At 56.5% G+C, this 19,776-nt stretch carries 14 protein-coding genes; 9 read left to right on the top strand and 5 right to left on the bottom strand.

The window, feature by feature from the left end; all coding sequences use genetic code 11:
* The first annotated feature begins 226 nt into the window (after window positions 1-226).
* The 5 genes from F8N80_RS18285 to ilvD all read left to right on the top strand — a co-directional run bounded on the left by F8N80_RS18285 (window position 227) and on the right by ilvD (window position 7,454).
* A complete protein-coding gene (locus F8N80_RS18285) occupies window positions 227-1,423 on the top strand; it encodes a class I SAM-dependent rRNA methyltransferase (protein WP_150748903.1) in 1,197 nt (398 codons plus the stop codon).
* 408 nt (window positions 1,424-1,831) lie between these two features.
* A complete protein-coding gene (locus tag F8N80_RS18280; RefSeq protein ID WP_150748904.1) occupies window positions 1,832-2,911 on the top strand; it encodes a SagB family peptide dehydrogenase in 1,080 nt (359 codons plus the stop codon).
* Window positions 2,908-3,885: a diiron oxygenase gene (locus F8N80_RS18275; RefSeq protein ID WP_150748905.1), complete on the top strand. Its 978-nt coding sequence runs from the start codon at window positions 2,908-2,910 to the stop codon at window positions 3,883-3,885. Before F8N80_RS18280 ends, F8N80_RS18275 begins: the two co-directional genes overlap by 4 nt.
* Window positions 3,878-5,083, top strand: a complete 1,206-nt coding sequence (locus F8N80_RS18270) for a multidrug effflux MFS transporter (RefSeq protein WP_150748906.1) — start codon at window positions 3,878-3,880, stop codon at window positions 5,081-5,083. Before F8N80_RS18275 ends, F8N80_RS18270 begins: the two co-directional genes overlap by 8 nt.
* Before the next feature lie 529 nt (window positions 5,084-5,612).
* Window positions 5,613-7,454 carry a dihydroxy-acid dehydratase gene (gene ilvD / locus F8N80_RS18265; RefSeq protein ID WP_150784397.1) on the top strand — a complete coding sequence of 614 codons (1,842 nt, stop codon included), beginning with the start codon at window positions 5,613-5,615 and terminating at the stop codon, window positions 7,452-7,454.
* A gap of 634 nt (window positions 7,455-8,088) precedes the next feature.
* Here the strand turns inward: ilvD and F8N80_RS18260 are convergent.
* The 3 genes from F8N80_RS18260 to F8N80_RS18245 form a co-directional block, all read right to left on the bottom strand.
* A complete protein-coding gene (locus F8N80_RS18260) occupies window positions 8,089-8,706 on the bottom strand; it encodes a hypothetical protein (RefSeq protein ID WP_150784396.1) in 618 nt (205 codons plus the stop codon).
* A complete protein-coding gene (locus tag F8N80_RS18255; protein WP_224790712.1) occupies window positions 8,703-10,178 on the bottom strand; it encodes a PAAR domain-containing protein in 1,476 nt (491 codons plus the stop codon). The genes F8N80_RS18260 and F8N80_RS18255 overlap by 4 nt, the downstream gene beginning before the upstream one ends.
* A gap of 187 nt (window positions 10,179-10,365) precedes the next feature.
* On the bottom strand, window positions 10,366-10,653 hold the full coding sequence (locus F8N80_RS18245; protein ID WP_150784395.1) for a DUF6124 family protein: 288 nt from the start codon (window positions 10,651-10,653) through the stop codon (window positions 10,366-10,368).
* Between the two features lie 701 nt (window positions 10,654-11,354).
* Here F8N80_RS18245 and F8N80_RS18240 point away from each other — a divergent pair.
* On the top strand, window positions 11,355-13,109 hold the full coding sequence (locus F8N80_RS18240; protein ID WP_224790711.1) for an anti-phage dCTP deaminase: 1,755 nt from the start codon (window positions 11,355-11,357) through the stop codon (window positions 13,107-13,109).
* Between the two features lie 481 nt (window positions 13,110-13,590).
* On the opposite strand, the gene F8N80_RS18235 is transcribed toward F8N80_RS18240, so the two are convergent.
* Window positions 13,591-14,646, bottom strand: a complete 1,056-nt coding sequence (locus F8N80_RS18235; RefSeq protein WP_150784394.1) for a haloacid dehalogenase-like hydrolase — start codon at window positions 14,644-14,646, stop codon at window positions 13,591-13,593.
* Window positions 14,647-14,887: 241 nt separating this feature from the next.
* Between F8N80_RS18235 and F8N80_RS18230 the strand changes: the two genes are divergently transcribed.
* Window positions 14,888-16,279 carry an L-cystine transporter gene (locus F8N80_RS18230; RefSeq protein ID WP_150784393.1) on the top strand — a complete coding sequence of 464 codons (1,392 nt, stop codon included), beginning with the start codon at window positions 14,888-14,890 and terminating at the stop codon, window positions 16,277-16,279.
* A gap of 119 nt (window positions 16,280-16,398) precedes the next feature.
* Here the strand turns inward: F8N80_RS18230 and F8N80_RS18225 are convergent, their stop codons facing one another.
* A complete protein-coding gene (locus F8N80_RS18225) occupies window positions 16,399-16,911 on the bottom strand; it encodes a dihydrofolate reductase (protein ID WP_150748912.1) in 513 nt (170 codons plus the stop codon).
* An 85-nt stretch (window positions 16,912-16,996) separates the two neighbouring features.
* Between F8N80_RS18225 and F8N80_RS18220 the strand changes: the two genes are divergently transcribed.
* Together F8N80_RS18220 and F8N80_RS18215 are read left to right on the top strand one after the other, a co-directional pair.
* Window positions 16,997-18,367, top strand: a complete 1,371-nt coding sequence (locus tag F8N80_RS18220) for a DUF2868 domain-containing protein (RefSeq protein ID WP_150784392.1) — start codon at window positions 16,997-16,999, stop codon at window positions 18,365-18,367.
* Window positions 18,360-19,736, top strand: coding sequence for a GTPase/DUF3482 domain-containing protein (locus tag F8N80_RS18215; RefSeq protein WP_150784391.1), 1,377 nt, complete (start codon window positions 18,360-18,362; stop codon window positions 19,734-19,736). Before F8N80_RS18220 ends, F8N80_RS18215 begins: the two co-directional genes overlap by 8 nt.
* Window positions 19,737-19,776: the final 40 nt, after the last annotated feature.

Raw genomic sequence — 19,776 nt, 5'->3', positions numbered from 1 at the left:
TCGGTTGATTGATGCGCTGACGGCGTGACATTCGAGATCGCTTTCGCGGGCAAGCCTCGCTCCTACAGCGGATCTGCAATGAACACATGATTGTGTGTGTGCGACGCAGATCCCACCGTGGGAGCGAGGCTTGCCCGCGAAGGGCGTCATCAGCGTTTCATCGCCCACCAAGCCCGTCACCAGCCGCAACACGCTATACTCCCGCTCTTTTTTCCGGAGCGACGTCATGTCCCTGCCTAGCCTGCGCCTCAAAGCCAACGCCGACCGTCGCCTGCGAAACGGCCACCTGTGGGTCTACAGCAACGAAATCGATGTCGCCGCCACCCCATTGCACGGTTTCAAGCCCGGTGATCAGGCGATCCTCGAAGCCGCCGGCGGCAAGCCGCTGGGCATCGTCGCCATGAGCCCGAACAACCTGATCTGCGCCCGCCTGCTGTCGCGCGACATCAAGGTGCCGCTGGACAAATCGCTGCTGGTGCACCGCCTGAATGTGGCCCTGTCCCTGCGCGAGCGCCTGTTCGACAAGCCGTTCTACCGCCTGGTCTACGGCGATTCCGACTTGCTGCCAGGCCTGGTGGTCGACCGTTTCGGCGACATTCTGGTGGTACAGATCGCCTCGGCGACCATGGAAGCCCATAAAGAAGACGTGATCGCGGCGCTGACCCAAGTCATCAAGCCAAGCGGCATTCTGTTCAAGAACGATTCTGCCGCGCGCGATGCCGAAGGTCTCAACCGCTACGTCGAAACCGTGTTCGGCCTGGTGCCGGAGTGGGTCGCGCTGGAAGAGAACGGCGTGAAATTCGAAGCGCCCGTCATCCAGGGCCAGAAAACCGGCTGGTTCTACGACCACCGCATGAACCGCGCACGCCTGGCACCCTATGCCAAAGGCAAGCGCGTGCTGGACCTGTACAGCTACATCGGCGGCTGGGGCGTGCAAGCGGCCGCGTTCGGCGCCAGTGAAGTGTTCTGCGTCGACGCTTCGGCCTTCGCCCTCGACGGCGTCGAGCGCAACGCCGCGCTGAACGGCTTCGCCGAGAAAATGACCTGCATCGAAGGCGACGTGTTCGAAGCCCTGAAAGAACTGAAAGCCAGCGAAGAACGCTTCGACGTGATCGTCGCCGACCCACCGGCGTTCATCAAACGCAAGAAAGACATGAAGAACGGCGAAGGCGCCTACCGCCGCCTGAACGAGCAAGCCATGCGCCTGCTCAGCAAGGACGGGATCCTGATCAGCGCTTCGTGCTCGATGCACCTGCCGGAAGACGATCTGCAGAACATCCTGCTGACCAGCGCCCGTCACCTGGACCGCAACATCCAGATGCTGGAACGCGGCGGCCAGGGGCCGGATCATCCGGTGCATCCGGCGATTGCCGAGACCCGTTACATCAAGAGCATCACCTGCCGGTTGCTGCCAAACAGCTAACAACACCGATTTGATAGGGGGCTAATCGGCTCCCCTTCTTACTTTTACTTCCCCCTATCCTAAATCGCCAATCCTGGTGAGACGCTCGTCCATAATTATTGAAGTCTTGTCGGAAAAAACTTACAAAATTTTTGCAGCGTAGGATTACTCCGACAAAACAACCAGAAAATTCTTACCTGATATTTCCTTGAAAAGTATCAATTAATATCTATGATTGAATTGTCACTACGAAGTGGCATTTACTTAAAACTACAAGGAGTTCAAAAAATGAAAGCAATTACTCTGGAAGTTACCACCATCGCCAACCTGGCTTTTCTGGTTGCCCCTAAGGCCTGTTGAGTAAATGAGGCGCTGGGGAGTGCCGGCTACCCAGCGTTTTCTATAGAAGGCCAGAGTGGATTGCCAATCATGCAAATAAACCCTTATATATTCATACTTCCTTGCACGCCAGGCCAAATAGTCTGGGATTACAAAAACCATAAGCAATTTGAACTAAATCTAGAATACTCGACCCGTCTCGCCCATCTTATCGAAGACCCAGAAAAGTTTGACGACAACAACACGATAGACATTCAACTTTTGAGCGCAGAAATACTAACGACATCAACACAAGGCACTATTGAATGGGGCTGGGATGAACTATCAAAGATATTTCATATTGGCACCAAGAACATCCCTTGTGAATATATCCCCCAAGATGTTACTGAATGGTCGAGGCACTACCTCAAACATTGCGCCGATGTATTGGCCACGCCTGCCCCAGGAGCCAGACTCACCGGGCGTCCGACAAGCGAGTGGATCTTCCTGCCTCAACCTTCCTGCCTGCCAGTAAACGCTCTTGTAAAGACGTTGATTGAGCGAAAGACCTGTCGCACCTTCACGGGTGAAGGGGTTTCCCTCGACGATGTGAGCACCCTCCTATATTTGTCACTTGGCTATTTGCGTGAACGCGAAAACGATATCGACGACACCATTGCCGAAGGTCTCGGCGCCCGACGTAGTAGCCCATCCGGAGGTGGATTGAATGCCTGCGAGGGTTTTCTACATGTTCAAAACGTCAGCGGACTAAATCCTGGGTTCTACGCCTACCACCCCACCGAACATGCGTTGAGCTTCGTCAACCCGGTGTCTGATGCGTCCTTGGGGCAGTTGTTGTGTGGGCAGCACTTCATCAACAACCTGCCCGTTGGACTTTTCATCACCGCTCGCTTCGACAAATTGTGGTGGAAATATGAACACTCGCGGGCGTACAGAATGGCTTACGTCGAGACAGGCCACATTTCCCAGACCTTCCAACTGGTGGCCACCGCACTTGGATTAAGCACCTGGCTGACCGGTGCATTGACGGACGATCAGGTCGAGAGGTTACTGGGGATTGAGGACAGTGCCGAACAACCGTTGTTTTTTGTTGGCTGCGGCCAGAGTGATGGACAAGTGATGTGCAAGGAGTTGAAAGCGCTGTTGAGCAGCCGAGGCTCACAACAATGATCGAGCCCCGCACAGACGATCTGTCCCAGCCCAACGCCTGGGACCAGCGCTTCACCCTCGGCGACTGGAACACCCGAGCCTCGGTACGAATCAGCGAGCACACCTATCAGTTGCCGTCAGATCTGGAGCGGCAACTGGAAACACGACACTGGTTCCCGCCTACCTTCCTGCCCTACCTGAAGCACCCGGCGATCGAAGCAGCAGGCAGCGAGACCGCCCATCGACTATCGGCCAATCATCTGGTGTATTTCCTCGATTACACCACCCGACTCGAACATCGGATCGTCAACCGCTCCGTGGAAACCATCGTCCATGACGAACTCGGTACGTGCATTCCCCAGCGAATGAAAACAGCCGCCCTTCAGCTCTATACCGACGAGGGTTATCACGCTCTGTTTTCCAATAGTCTCGCCGAGCAGATAGCCGACCTCTACGGCATGACGCAACGCCCCGTAATGCCGCACCGCATTACCCGACTGAACGTCCTGATCAACCACGCCCCAGACAAGCATAAGGCGCTGACATGGTTTCTTCTCGGCTTCGTGTCCGAGACCATAATCGCCAAGGAACTGCTTGAAGTTTGCCGCAACGGGCTGGTGTCAAGCGTCCAGGAAATGCTCAGGGACCACCTCACCGACGAGGCTCGACACAGTCGTTATTTCTCCGAAGTTTTCCATTATCTGTGGCTGACCTTAAATGGCAGCCAACGCACTTTCGCTGCAAAGATACTGATGGAGATCATCCTGATTTTCTTTGAGGTCGATGAGAGATGGTTGCAGGAAAGTCTGGACAGCGTGGGACTCAGGGAGAGTTGCGTCGCGGAAATTCTCTGTGCCCTAACCAGCCCGCAAGCCCGCCTTGACCGCGCTCGATCGGGAGCAGGCGCGACGCTTCAGGCAATGGAAAAGGCTGGCTTTTTCGACCTGTCTTCCAATCAGCAGATCTTCACCAATGCAGGACTTGTCGATGGATGAAGGGAAACCTGCAACCAGTGTCAAACACCGCCGCTCCGTGATCACCTTATTGTTGACTATGGTGATGCTTGGGGTTTTTCCTCTCGATGTTCTACTGCCATCGTTCCCGGCGCTGGCCGAACACTTCCGTACTACGCCAGGCGACATCGCGTTTTCCATCAGTCTGTTTGCCGTCGGAGTCGCACTCTCCCAGCTACTGGTTGGGCCGCTCTCGGATGTCATCGGGCGCAAAAGCCTGCTGTTGGTGGGAATAGCGGTCTCGATGATAGGTGCGATAGGTTGCGTGCTCTCAACCGACTACGCCTGGTTCCTGATGTTTCGGGTAATACAGGCCGCTGGCTGCGGATGCTTCGTACTCTCCCAGGCGCTGGTCCAGGACCTGTTCGACGGCATAGAACGGGATAAGCTACGGATTCTGATGATAACCGCCAGCGGCATCTTCATTTCCGTCTCGCCACTGGCAGGCACCCTGTTGCAACAGGCGTTGGACTGGCCCGCAAGCTTTATTGTCTTTATTGCCCTTGCCGCTGCCGTGTTCCTGAGGGCCTGCTTCCTTCTTGAAAGCGAGCCCCCCGCAACAACCCAGCGTCGAAGTATTCTTCAGTCCTACCGACGCGCTTGTTGCGATGCGGGTTTCCTCGGCTATTGGCTGATTGCAGCGATCGCATTCGCCAGCCACTTTTCCTTTATTGTCATCTCGCCCCTGATCTTCATGGAGCAGTTGCAGCTTTCGGCCTACGAGTTTTCCCTGACACTCCTGCTGTATGGTGCCGCCTACATCATTGGAGGCATCGTCGCTCGAGCCCTGACGGGGCGGATCGCATCCAACAGCCAAATCATCGTGGGTCTCAGCCTGATCTTCTATTCGGGGTTGGTGATGCTCGTGCTCTCAAGCGTGGTGGGACTGACGGTCCTGACGGTGTTGATTCCGATGATTGTCTGCACAGCCGGAACCACCATCGCCCGCCCGGTCGCCACCTCCAAGGCGATGGAGATATTTCCGGACATGGCCGGCACCTCGGCTTCGGTCGGCAACACGCTGATATTCATCGTCGGTGGTCTGATAAGCGCACTGATTATCCTTAGTCCCATCGAACTGCAACTGACGCTGGCCTTCGGCTTCATCATCTTGAGCAGTGGCGGGTTATTCGTGAACCGTCGCATCCGCCTGCGCAATCCGGCTTTGAGCGAAGCCTGATGCGATGGGGCCGGTGTCGTTGCCTCCTCGAATTCGGGATTTGAATGTGATTTTCAACGCGGATCAGCGAGCACCAGCGTCAGGATTGCCGCCCCCCCCTTACACCAGCGTCTTGAGTTTGACGAACTGCTGGAACACTAACCCTTGGCACAGGAAAAACCACAAACAACGCTTCAACAGCGACATTCCAATTCCTTTTGGTGGCACTACGCGAGGGCAGGCTGTTTAGCCAAGCGTCCCATGCGGTTATGCACCTGCGAGACGCTCGTGTACCTTACAGATGGTCATCCCGCACGCCCCACCGGTATTGGATCAGCCTCTTCCGGCATTCCCTCCAGCCGCCAGCCGTGTAGAATCGCCACATTCATCGCCAGTCATCCCCCGGCGGGTTTATGAGCTCAAGCTGAAGCGCGCGGCGATCCCGCAAAGTTATCGGCAAACATCAGGACACACGGCCATTTCCGGTGTTCCAGACGTCAATAGAAGCTCACTTCCCTTTTGATACCTGATTAGCCGCCCGGAGTGCTTCATGCCTGATTACCGCTCGAAAACATCCACCCACGGCCGCAACATGGCCGGCGCCCGCGCACTGTGGCGCGCCACGGGGATGAAAGATGACGACTTCAAGAAGCCGATCATCGCCATTGCCAACTCCTTCACCCAGTTCGTACCGGGTCATGTGCACCTCAAGGACCTGGGCCAACTGGTCGCCCGCGAGATCGAACGCGCCGGCGGTGTGGCTAAAGAATTCAACACCATCGCCGTGGATGACGGCATCGCCATGGGTCACGATGGCATGCTGTATTCGCTGCCGAGTCGCGAGATCATCGCCGACTCAGTCGAATACATGGTCAACGCCCATTGCGCCGACGCCATCGTCTGCATCTCCAACTGCGACAAGATCACCCCTGGCATGCTGATGGCGTCCCTGCGCCTGAACATCCCGGTGATCTTCGTCTCCGGCGGCCCGATGGAAGCCGGTAAGACCAAACTGGCCAGCCACGGTCTCGACCTGGTCGACGCCATGGTGATCGCCGCCGACTCCAGCGCTTCTGACGAGAAAGTCGCTGAGTACGAGCGCAGCGCCTGCCCGACCTGCGGTTCGTGCTCCGGCATGTTCACCGCCAACTCGATGAATTGCCTGGTCGAAGCCCTGGGCCTGGCGTTGCCGGGCAACGGTTCGACCCTGGCCACCCACAGCGACCGCGAGCAACTGTTCCTGCAGGCCGGCCGCACCATCGTCGAGCTGTGCAAGCGTTACTACAACGACAACGATGAGTCGGTGTTGCCGCGCAATATCGCCAACTTCAAGGCGTTCGAAAACGCCATGACCCTGGACATCGCCATGGGCGGTTCCACCAACACCATCCTGCACTTGCTGGCCGCCGCCCAGGAAGCCGAGATCGATTTCGACCTGCGCGACATCGACCGTCTCTCCCGTCACGTACCGCAGCTGTGCAAAGTTGCGCCGAACATCCAGAAGTACCACATGGAAGACGTGCACCGTGCCGGCGGCATCTTCAGCATCCTCGGTTCCCTGGCCCGTGGCGGCCTGCTGCACACCGACCTGCCGACCGTGCACAGCAAGACCTTGGCCGAAGGCATCGCCAAGTGGGACATCACCCAGACCGACGACGAAGCGGTGCATCACTTCTTCAAGGCCGGCCCGGCGGGTATCCCGACGCAAACCGCTTTCAGCCAGTCGACCCGTTGGGACACTCTGGACGACGACCGTGAAAACGGCTGCATCCGCAGTGTCGAACACGCCTATTCGAAAGAAGGCGGCCTGGCCGTTCTGTACGGCAACATCGCGCTCGACGGTTGCGTGGTGAAAACCGCCGGCGTCGACGAGTCGATCCATGTCTTCGAAGGCAACGCCAAGATTTTCGAAAGCCAGGACAGCGCCGTACGCGGCATCCTCGCTGATGAAGTGAAGGCCGGCGACATCGTAATCATCCGTTACGAAGGCCCGAAAGGCGGCCCGGGCATGCAGGAAATGCTGTACCCGACGTCCTACCTGAAATCCAAAGGTCTGGGCAAGGCTTGCGCATTGCTCACCGATGGTCGTTTCTCCGGCGGCACATCGGGCCTGTCCATCGGCCACGCTTCGCCGGAAGCGGCTGCCGGTGGTGCGATCGGTCTGGTGCAGGACGGCGACAAGGTGCTGATCGACATTCCGAACCGTTCGATCAACCTGTTGATCAGCGATGAAGAGATGGCCGGTCGCCGGGCTGAGCAGGATCAGAAAGGCTGGAAGCCGGTGGAGAAGCGTCCACGTAAGGTGACTACCGCGTTGAAGGCCTATGCCTTGCTGGCGACCAGTGCCGACAAGGGTGCGGTGCGTAACAAGGCGATGCTTGACGGGCTGTAAGGCTTAAGCGTTGGACATAAACTGCCCCGCCAATTGCGGGGCATTTTTTTGCGATCCATTATCAGCTGACTAATCCGCTCTCGGCACTTCTAACTTGCCAACACAAAACCAGACTACAGAGGGAAAACATCAAGAGTGAGTCAAAGGCGGGACTTCGTCAGGCGTCGAAGCAGGAGATCCGCGCAACTTGCCACAGATAGTGAAGCGCCAATAATGTGGGTCCCAGCATTACCCCACTAAACCACATATTGCTGCTGGAGTGGGTTAGTGAACCTTCCAGCATAGGAGATATAACTATCAGCCCCATTATTAACATCACTGATATAACTAGCCTGCGTCGTGAACCGGTAGTATTTGGTCTGTTTAGTGTCGCCAAAACAAGCCCGCAGGTTCCTAGCCATGCGAGTGCGCTGAGCAATATGCCACAGACGTCACCAAACATCGTATAAAACAGGCTTAGCAGGGCCAAACCAAATGCAGGCAGGACACCTACAGTTATATATATAACTGACCGAAAAATACGCATAACCATGTATATAAGCTCCACTAAAAAGCTCTCGTACTGCATAAACTCTCGGCCTGACATGGGCTTCATAATGTAAACTTGCCTCACATAGGTCTTTGATACCTAAAGTCAAGGATTTACCCACGGCCTAGCAACTTGTAGCTTGATGAGATAACGCTCCTCTTTGGGGCGCTTGTCGTCTCTGAAGCGATTGACCACCAGCATTACTTGATACTGATTACCTGCTTGCCAGGTAGACGTGCCTCCTTTGTTCACGTCTCGCAATCGGGCCCGCCATTCGGGAGTGTCAGCAAATGGTGGATCGTCGTTAACCCGAATAGGTATCCAGCCGCCCTGGCGCCATTGCTCCTGCAAATCCAGCACGACCTTGAGTGTATCGTCGAGTAACAGCGGCTCGATTTGCGGGGACATGCGGAGACTTCTGACTAACCCATCACGATCGAAACTAACCGTGAAAAAGCGAGCCAGCGGGGTCAAGAACCCAAATTGATCGTCGACAAAACGTAGGCGCGCGTCAGACTTGGGTATATTGAACCAGGAGTACCCAGGAAAAGCCGGCTCGATGGCCGCGCTGGAGCGCAGACGCATGGCTTCCCAAGGTTCGCCGATCACTAGCGCAATTTCCGGCTCATCCGATAGCGCTCGCATCACCGCCACTGTCAGCAGAGCCGCGGCAGCAGTGGCCAAAACCCTCCATCGCCACTTCATGCGTCGCACCAGATTCATCGCACACCGCGTCCAGCGGCAATATCCAGAATCGCCTGTTCGATCAGATGACGATCAGAGCGTCGTAGCAGCTCATCAAATTGCGCCGCGGCCTTGAGTACAAAAGGCATGCGTTGATGGATATCGGCCAGGTTGGCAAAGTAATCATTGCTGAAGCCCACGGTGCGCCCGTCTTCACTGGGATGGCACTGGCTGGCCAGAGTCAGCTCAACCGCTGCCGCAGCACCGGGGAGGAGGTTCGTGACATAGGAGAAATGGTTGCCACGTAGCAAACGTACCAATTGCACGTTGCTGTACATCGCTGGTTGCAAGATGTTCTTCTGTTCATGTTCGGCAAGAAACACAACACTTTCGGCAATGTTTCCAGCCTCAATCGCCGCGAACGCTTGCTGTATTTCCTCATGGAAAGTGCCAAAGTCCAGTATTTCCTGCTCGATCGGCCACAACACTGGTTGTTGTACATGCCCAAATATGTTTTTTCGTGAAGCGAGGCAAGTCTTGAGCGCCTGCAACCCACGCTCCTTGTAAAAAGCATGCAACGGAAACACATCCAAAAACAGCGTGGTGTTCCCCATCGCCAGCATATCGTGAACGTACTGAAGTTGCCTCTGCACGAGTGATAACGGTTCGTTCGGGCTCCGCACGTCGAGCCACCATGTCGGATTGTTGCGGCGGGCTTGCTCGTAATCCCGTTCAGCCTGCTCAAGTTCCCGTGCCTTCGCCTGCCGCTCACTCTTGCTGACCCAGCCGAACAAGCCAGCGGGCTTTCTCCTAAGCGCTTCTACCCGGCGTAGTTTCGCTTCCTGTTCCGCATCGATCTTGTCGATCGAATCAGCCGCATGCAGCAAACCACAACCCACCTGCTTGGAGGCGAAAGCCGCGAGGCCGGCCCACTGGAATCGCTGATCCTCCAACCATAGCCGGGCGTACGCCGCATTAATCGCTCGATTACGCGCCTTTGGGTCGGCAATCAAGATGCCACCCGGTGCCACGATGGCCTCGGCTCTTTGCTGGTAGCCGCGCCACAAATTCTCGCAAACCAGCCCCGGCAAATCGCCGAAAGACGGTGTCGCGGGACTAGCGGCAGGTGCAAAACCGGAGGGACGCGGTGCCGCTCGCGCGGGACTGGTTGCAGACGGAGCGGCAGATTGGGCGGCGGCTCTGGTCCCCGAGGCGACCTTGACATCGTCGAACTGTTGAGACCTGAGGGTTTGATTAGCAATCAACCGGGGAGGTGGCTCGCACTTGCATCTGCAGAGGTCGTCGCCCAAGGCAGCCTGGCGGCCGTCCATCTCATCCACCAAGTGCGGGCCGTCGAGGACGATCACACCGATGCTGTCGCACTTCGGGCAATAGACTTCATCACCTTCGCGGGCCATGGCCTGGTTTTCGATGGTGCTGTACTGATAGCCCGTACGCACGGTGCCGCCGACGGTGGTTCTGGCACCGACAGTGATGTGATAGCGCTTCATGCGAAATGTGTCCTTGTCAGATCGAAAGGACGCACGCTAGAAGAGGCGAAGCGGGAGATAAATCGGACGTTTCTTTGATTGATGTAGGTCAATTCTGAAATGAAACTGGATATGGACGTCGGTGTGCTCGCGTTAACCGTCGAACATGAAAATACCCCGCCAAGTGCGGGGCATTTTTTTGTCCGCGCTATTCCTGCGGGTCGAGGTTATCCAGCGCCTGGTTCACTGCCAGCTCGCCCAGCATGATGACCTGAGCAATCCCCAGCATCGTGCTGCGTTGAGAGCCCTCCAGCTGTCCGGCGAAATCGCTGGCCATGACATTGGCCGAGGCGAGGGATTCGCAGGCGTGGGCCAAGAGGGTTTCGGTATCGAGACCCGGTGCGATGACGAATGTTCGGCTGGGTTTGCGCGCAGTGGCGTTGATGTGGGCTGACAGGTTGTCGGTGCCCGGCGGATCAGGGGTAATTTTCAGCATTGATGGAACTCCGGTGAGAAAAAAGGAGCCATCACCCTCGCTACCAAACGAAGGGTGGCGGCCATACTCAGGTTGGTAGACCGGTCACCAGGAACCCGGCGCGTCCGAAGATGCCCTGCGCATGGCCACCATATGAGCAGAGACTGAAACGAACCCTGCAACGGGTGGCGCAATGCGCCGAGGTGAACACGGGCTACCAAACCCGATCACTGATGTTCAGCGACGCGGAAACGATAGAACCCTGGCACCCAGGCGCACAAGCCGGCGGATTCTGGCGTAGTTGTAGGCAGATACGCAAGGATGTGTAGTCTGCCAGAGTATCTGGAAATGACTATTAAACAGGGTTTTTAATTGCTCATTCACAAGCAAGCTACCAATGATTTCTATAACGACATGGAGCATCGCATAGTCAAACCGCAAGCCCTTACGACCAACACCAGATCGGAAAGTAAGTTCGTTGCAGACTCATATCAAAACCCGTCGAGGCAAGAATCATCCTACAGACACGAAGCCAAGTTCCTAATACTAAAACAGGCGGAGACCACACAAAACTTGGATTCCGCTCGCACTATAAGCCCTCTCAAAAAAAGTATGACTCACCATCTAGCCATGAAGTCCGTATAGAGCTATCTTGATAAATTGGCATTCAAGGCTATGGTGGCCCTGACGGCCCATTAAAAGTTTTTTGAAAAGGACTTAGCATGCGCTTTGACGGAAGCTTCGATGAGCTAAAGAAAAAATTAGAACCGATCTCATCTGCAGGCGAATGGAGGGAAATAAATAAAAACCAATATCAATTTAAAACAAAAAGCAAAGGAATATTAAACTGGTACCCAACAACAGGGGGAATTCACTTTCAAGGAAAACCCCACTCCTCTCAAAAGCTTAAATTATCAGTAGAACCACTTTTAAACACCGAATCCCACAGCGAAGCGGATGCGCGTGATTTCTCAGGAAGCACCAAAGATATCATCGACGAGCTCTCAATTGAGGACACTTCAGAAAACGCTTACTTCATCAACGACACCTACTCCGACTCAGAACTTATCATAGGGCTTGTTGGAACAATTGGGACAGACCTTCCTGAGGTTTCAAAACTAATAACAGACAGACTGAAAACATTCAAATACGAAACACAAAACATAAAAATATCTACCGATATAATTGCAAACATTGGAAACCCGTCAAAAAACACTCATGAATTTGAGAGAATCAGTTCATACATGGAGGAAGGTAATAGACTACGAAAAGAAAGCCAGGACAATTCAATTTTAGCATTAGGCGCAGCTGCCCAAATAAATAAATCCAGGGGCAAACAGGAACCACTGCGGCGAAATGCGTTCATTGTAAACTCGTTAAAAAGCCCCGCAGAAGTTCAGAAACTGAGAAAAATTTATTCAGACGGGTTTTTCCTCATTGGTGTTCATGCTGACCATACGCGCAGACATGAATATTTGACAAAAGATAAATCCATGTCACAGGAGCAAGCATCGCGACTTATTGAACGAGACGCTGACGAAAGGGAAGAGTATGGTCAACACACGCGCGACACCTATCACCTTTCGGATTTTTTTATTGACTACAATGGTAATTCGGACTCTTTAAAAAAACAAATATGGAGAATATTGGATCTACTTTTTGGCAAACCATACATAACGCCAACATTTGACGAATATGCGATGTTCATGGCTTTCTCTGCCTCACTGAGATCTGCAGATTTATCTCGCCAAGTTGGTGCTGTACTTACAAAAAACCGCTGTATTATCTCAACTGGAGCTAATGATGTCCCTAAAGCGCATGGAGGATTGTACTGGCCAGATATCGATGACAAAACACAAGAAATAGTGGACATCGCCGATGGTCGCGACTACATGAAAGGAGAAGATTCTAACGCAATACAAAAAAGATTAATCATCGAAGGCATAATAGAGGCTGTGCCCGAACAATATCGAGAAGAATTAGCCCCACTTATAAAAAACAGTAAAATCAAAGACATTACGGAGTATGGACGAGTTGTTCACGCTGAAATGGAGGCTCTTCTCTCAAGCGCAAGATCTGGGACCAGTACGGCGGGTAGTCATTTATACTGCACAACTTTCCCTTGCCATAATTGCGCAAAACACATAGTTGCAGCTGGAATCCAAAGAGTCGTATATGTAGAACCCTACCCAAAGAGCAAAGCTCTGGAGTTTCACTCAGACTCAATATCTCTGGACAAGGGCAGTAACAATGTAATTTTTGAGCCTTTTATAGGAGTTGGACCTAGGAGCTTTTTTAACCTATTCTCAACGAATCTCGGTAGCGGGTATCCGGTAATTCGGAAAACTAACCAAGGTGAAATCATTGACTGGAAAGAATCAGATGCTAAATTGCGGACCCAGATGTTGCCTTGTTCGTACATGGAACGTGAAACCATAGCTGCAGCTCTGCTATCAAGGTACATAGAGGAAAACTAACATGAATAGCAACAAGCAAGATTTTATTAATTATCTCAATGAGTCTCGCCGGGTTGTGGAGCAGTGGCCTACCTGGAAGCAAGAGTCTTTGAAAGCTGCGCAAGGGAGCTCACGTTCGCCGTCCTCCCCTCCTCGAGAGCGCGAAAAAAGCTGATTGTAAACTCAAATTTTGGCTGCTCCGCTACGTTCTCAAGAATCGTGCATTCATCGACTTCAGAGAGTCGTTCAGGGAGCGCGCAAGCTAGCAGAAGATGCAATTGATTCGCGATTGATATCTTCAGAGAACTGTCTTGAGAATGGTGTGATGACCTTCCCGGGCAATCTTCGCTCTCACGGGCGGTGTGCCAGGCGACATTAATGCTGGATGTGATGGCCTCTTCGCGAGCAGGCTCGATCCCACAAGGATCTCGGGTGAAACACAGATTACCTGCACCCTCAAGAATCATTGTGGGAGCTTGCTCGCGATGGCAGCGCCTCGGTCTTACTGAATTTCTGCCGGCGTCACGATCACCCAGTTCTTGTCCGCCGTCACCGGCAACCCTTCCTTGGCCTGGGCTGCGGCGTTCTTGGCCATCATGCCTTGGATCTGGGTCATGTACTTGTCCTTGCGGTTGACCCACAGGTGGATGCCACCCTTGGCCACGTCGACGCCGTGAAACAGCATGTAACCGTCGCTCGTCGGTGTATCGCCGCCCACCAGGATTGGTTTTTTCCACTCATCAATGTAGGTCAGGATCGCCGCCTGCTTGCCAGCCATCCAGGTGGCCGGGGTCCACAGATACGGGGTCAGCTCCAGTCCGAGGTTGGCTTTTTCGTCATACTTGCCGGCGGTGATCTGCTTGCGTGCCGTGGTCAGCTCGCCGGACTGGGGGTCCTTGAGCAGCAGGCTCACGCCGATCACGTTCTGCGGCTTGACGTTGTAGCCGTACTGCGGATCAGACGCGACCATGCGCACCAGTTCTTCGGAGGCGGCGGTCATCACGTAGACCTCGATGCCGTTCTCCATCAGCTTGGCGTAGAGCTCTTTCTGACCGGTGAAGATCTTCGGCGGGTTGACGTCGATGGTCTTGACCACGTCGCCTTCGTAATAGGTGCTTGGCACCGGTTTGCCGGACGCCATCAGCTCGTCGACATAACCCTTGAGCTCCTTGAGCGTAAAGCCGGAGAACACTTGGGCGACCCATGGATAGCACACCATGTCGTCAAGCTCGCAGAGGCGATAGTAGTAGCTGAACAGACTTTCCTTGTGATCGGCGGTGTCCTTGAACGGAATCAGTTTCAGGGAGGGGTCGAGTTTGTCGCGGGTGATCAGGCCTTTGTTTTCCATGAACGGCAGCAACGACTCTTCAAGGTCGTAGCGGTAACTGGTGTTGTCCATGTCGAACACCGCGTAGTTGCCCTTGTTGGCATTGGCCGCAATCATCGCGTCCAGCGCCTTGGCCTGATCGGCCGGCCAGTGTTTCAAATCCGTGGCGAGTGCCTGGCCGGCAAGGCCCAGGCAAAGTGCTGCAACCAGAAATTTCGGTGCAAATCTCATCGTCAAATCTCCCTGATTCAAAGAGATCGACGCTAACAAATAAGTGGGACATTCCTCGCCTATCAGCGACCGCCAACGTGCCTATCGCGCCAGCCGCATTCCTGAAAGCGACATCCGCTTATTCCAAAAACGACAGCATTCAGACTTTTTTGATATTAAATCATTAGATATCAAGCTGTTAGGCTTGCCGGTTCGCAGCTGCCCCGGAAGGTGGCTGGCACAAGTCTTTATCGGAGTTCTCATGAATCTGCCGCTGATTCTCAATCTGTTGGTGTTCCTCGCGTTGCTTTTGGGTCTGGCACAAACCCGCCACACCACTTGGAGCCTGGCGAAAAAAGTCCTGCTGGCGCTGACGCTGGGTGTGGGTTTCGGCGTCGCTCTGCACACGATTTACGGTGCCGGCAACCCGGTGCTGAAGGCCTCGATCAGCTGGTTCGACCTGGTGGGCAACGGTTATGTGCAGTTGCTGCAAATGATCGTGATCCCGCTGGTGTTCGCCTCGATCCTCAGCGCCGTGGCTCGCCTGCACAACGCTTCGTCGCTGGGCAAGATCAGTTTCCTGACCATCGGCACGCTGTTGTTCACCACGGCCATCGCCGCGCTGATCGGTATCGGCTTGACCAACCTCTTTGGCCTGACCGCCGAGGGCCTGGTGGCCGGCACTCAGGAAATGGCCCGGCTGCAAACGATCCAGACCGACTATGCCGGCAAGGTCGCGGACCTGAATGTGCCGCAGCTGTTGCTGTCGTTCATCCCGCAAAACCCGTTCGCCGACCTGGCGCGGGCCAAGCCGACTTCGATCATCAGCGTGGTGATCTTCGCTGCGTTCCTCGGGGTCGCGGCGCTGCAACTGCTCAAAGATGACGTTGAGAAAGGTCAGAAAGTGATCAACGCCATCGACACCCTGCAAGCCTGGGTGATGCGTCTGGTGCGCCTGGTGATGAAATTGACGCCGTACGGTGTATTGGCGCTGATGACCAAGGTGGTCGCCGGTTCCAACCTGCAGGACATCATCAAGCTCGGCAGTTTCGTGTTGGTTTCCTACATCGGCCTGGGGCTGATGTTTGTGGTGCATGGTCTGCTGGTCTCGGCGGCCGGGATCAACCCGCTGCGCTTCTTCCGCAAGATCTGGCCGGTGCTGACGTTTGCCTTCACCAGCCGTTCGAGTGCCGCGACCATTCCGCTGAGCATCGAAGCGCAGACCAGCCGTTTGGGCATTCCACAGTCCATCGCCAGTTTCGCCGCCTCGTTCGGCGCGACCATTGGGCAGAATGGCTGTGCTGGTCTGTACCCGGCGATGTTGGCGGTGATGGTGGCGCCCACCGTGGGCATTAACCCGCTGGATCCGCTGTGGATCGCGACCCTGGTGGCGATTGTGACGCTGAGCTCGGCCGGGGTGGCCGGGGTGGGTGGCGGCGCGACGTTTGCCGCGTTGATCGTGTTGCCGGCGATGGGGTTGCCGGTGTCATTGGTGGCGTTGCTGATTTCGGTCGAGCCGCTGATTGATATGGGGCGTACGGCGTTGAATGTCAGCGGGTCGATTGCGGCGGGGGCGATTACCAGCCAGGTGATGCAGCAGACGGATAGAGAGTTGCTGGGTGCGGATGAGCATAGGGCGTTAGCTCAGGCTTAAGATTTTCATTGCCTGAGCGGGCCTCTTCGCGGGCAAGCCTCGCTCCTACGGGTATTGAGCCGTTCGCGATTTGGCGTACGACACAACCCCCGTAGGAGCGAGGCTTGCCCGCGAAGCTTTTAGGCTTTTTCCCAGACTTCGAAGTTGTAGGCCGGTTTGTCATCCACCGCCGGATTTTCGATGTTGGAAACCAACTTCCACTGCTTCAAATCAACCTCCGGAAACCACGCATCCCCTTCCGGGCTCAACGCCACACGCGTCAAATACAGCCGATCCGCCTGCGCCATCCCCTGCGCATACAACTGCGCCCCACCAATCAACATCACCTCATCGACGCCCTGCTCGTTCGCCCATGCTTGCGCGCGAACAATGGCGGCCTCCAGGGACGGATAAACCTCGGCACCGTCCAACACCAGATCCGCCTGACGGCTGACCACGATGTTCAACCGGCCCGGCAGCGGGCGACCGAGGGAATCCCAGGTCTTGCGCCCCATGATGATCGGCTTGCCGAGGGTGGTGGCCTTGAAGTATTTGAAATCCCCCGGCAAGTGCCAGGGCATGCTGTTGTCGACGCCGATCACACGGTTTTCACCGAGGGCTGCAATCAGGCTGAGGGGAAGTGATTTAGTCATGCCGGCGAGGATACCAGAGCCTCCCGTACCCCGATAAGCGTCACAGCGGTTATGCTCACGACTCAATTGAGCGACGGGATGCCGCGTGACTGAACTGAATAATCTCTGGCTGACGGAAACCATTCGCCTGCGCGAAGAACACGCCGGCCCCCTGGATGATCTGGAAGCCAATCGACTGGCCCGCAGCGCAGGCGGCGACCTGCCGACCCGGATTCAACACCGGGCCCTGTGGCTGGCCGAGCGCGACGGACTGAGCAATGCCCTCCAGCACTGGCTGCAAGGTGCACGACTGGCGCTGATCGTCATGGCGGTGCTGGCCGCGGTCAGCGGCGCCGGCCTGGCATTTGCCGCGCTGGGTGACGGGCATACCCCGGTGAATGTGTTCTGGGCCCTGGGCAGTCTGCTCGGGCTGAACCTGATTCTGTTGCTGAGCTGGGCGCTGGGCCTGGTGTTTGCCGGTGAACACGGTGCAACGCTGGGCCGCTTGTGGCTGTGGCTGAGTGAAAAACTCGCCCGCGATGCCAAGGCGGCGCAACTGGCGCCGGCCCTGCTGCTGTTACTGCAACGACACAAACTCAATCGCTGGGCGCTCGGTGTGCTGGTCAACGGCTTGTGGCTGCTGGCGATGCTCAGCGCCTTGGTGATTTTGCTGATGCTGATGGCGACCCGGCGTTACGGCTTCGTCTGGGAAACCACTATCCTCGGTGGCGAGACCTTCGTCGCCATGACCCAGGCCCTGGGAGCACTGCCGGCGCTGCTCGGGTTCAGCGTGCCCACCGTGGAGATGATCCGCGCCAGTGGCGATGCCGCGCTGAATATCGACAGCGCCCGCCAGGCCTGGGCGGCGTGGCTGGTGGGGGTGCTGCTGGTCTACGGTGTACTGCCGCGCTTGCTGCTGGCGTTGTTCTGCCGGTGGCGCTGGAAAACCGGCCAGGCCACCTTGCATCTGGATTTGAACCTGTCCGGCTATACCCAACTGCGCGAACGGCTGATGCCCACCAGCGAACGCCTGGGCATCAGCGATGCCGCCCCGGAACACCTGCATCAGATTGAAAACGGCACCAGTGACCTGCCAAGCGATGGCGCGCTGCTGGTGGCCATCGAGCTGGACGATCAACGCCAGTGGCCGCCACAACTGCCGAAAACCGTGAGCAATGCCGGCATCCTCGACAGCCGCGAATCCCGTCACAAACTGCTCGAACAGCTGAGTCGATTTCCCCCTGCTCGCTTGGCTATCGCTTGCGATCCACGCCGCTCGCCGGATCGCGGCAGCCTGGCACTGATCGCCGAACTGGCTCGCGGCGCCAGCGCCACCCGCGTCTGGCTGCTGCCAGCGCCGCCCGGCGAAGCGCTGGATGCCGAGCGCCTCGGCGACTGGCACGTGGCGTTGCAACAGCTGGAACTGCCGTTCGCCGACAGTGCGCCGTTGAACTGGCTGGAGACCGGTCATGACTAAGCCCTGGAAACCGCCGTTGAAGCTCGCCGTGGTTGGCCACACCAACGTCGGCAAAACTTCACTGCTACGCACCCTGACCCGGGATGTCGGTTTCGGCGAGGTCTCCCATCGACCCAGTACCACGCGTCACGTTGAAGGCGCACGGTTGTCGGTGGACGGCGAGCCCTTGCTCGACCTGTTCGATACACCGGGCCTGGAAGACGCCATCGCCCTGCTCGACTACCTCGAACGCCTGGAGCGCCCCGGCGAACGCCTCGACGGCCCGGCACGGCTGGCACGATTCCTTGAAGGCAGCGAAGCCCGGCAACGCTTCGAACAGGAAGCCAAGGTGCTGCGGCAACTGCTGACCTGCGACGCCGGCCTCTATGTGATCGACGCCCGCGAGCCGGTGCTGTCCAAGTACCGCGATGAACTGGCCGTGCTGGCCAGTTGCGGCAAACCGTTGCTGCCGGTGCTCAACTTCGTCAGCAGCGCCAACCATCGCGAGCCGGACTGGCGCGAGGCGTTGGCGCGTCTGGGCTTGCACGCACTGGTGCGTTTCGACAGCGTCGCGCCGCCGGAGGATGGCGAACGTCGACTCTATGAAAGCCTGGCGCTGCTGCTGGAAAACTCTCGTGAACAGCTTGAGCGACTGATCGCCGATCAACAAGCACAACGCCGGGCTCGTGAGCAGAGCGCTGCGCAGTTGATCGCCGATTTATTGATCGATTGCGCCGCCTGCCGCCGCAGCGTGCTGAGCAATGCCGAGCAGGAACAGCGCGCCATGGACGAGCTGCGCAAAGCCGTTCGCCAACGGGAACAGCGTTGTGTCGAAGCACTGCTCAAGCTCTACGCCTTTCGCCCGCAGGACGCGTCGGCCACTGATCTGCCGCTGCTCGACGGCCGCTGGGGTGATGATCTGTTCAACCCGGAAACCCTCAAGCAACTGGGCGTGCGGGTCGGTGGCGGTGTCGCGGCCGGCGCGGCAGCCGGGGCCGGGGTCGACTTATTGGTAGGCGGGCTGACCCTCGGCGCAGCAGCGCTGGCCGGGGCGATTGCTGGCGGAGCGCTGCAAACCGCTCGCAGTTATGGCAGCCGGTTGCTGGGCAAGATCAAAGGCCAGCGGGAACTGACCGTCGATGACAGCGTGCTACGGCTGTTGGCATTGCGCCAGCGACAACTGCTGCTAGCGTTGAATGCACGTGGGCATGCGGCGATGGACAGCATTCAGGTCGCCACACCGCAGGACAAGACCTGGCGCGAAGGCAAATTACCCGAAGCCTTGATCAAGGCCCGGGCGCATCCGCAGTGGTCGTCGCTCAATCCGCATGCGAAGTTGAATCAGGCGCAGAGGCAGGAGCAGGTTGAGGTGTTGGCGCGGCAGCTGTAGACACTTGAGCAATTTGTGTTGTTGGCGCTGGCCTCTTCGC

This window comes from Pseudomonas fluorescens (genome assembly GCF_902497995.1).
GTDB classification, from domain to species: Bacteria; Pseudomonadota; Gammaproteobacteria; order Pseudomonadales; family Pseudomonadaceae; genus Aquipseudomonas; species Aquipseudomonas fluorescens_BK.
Note: the sequence above shows the minus strand (reverse complement) of the source record. Positions and strands in the feature narration are given on the sequence as shown.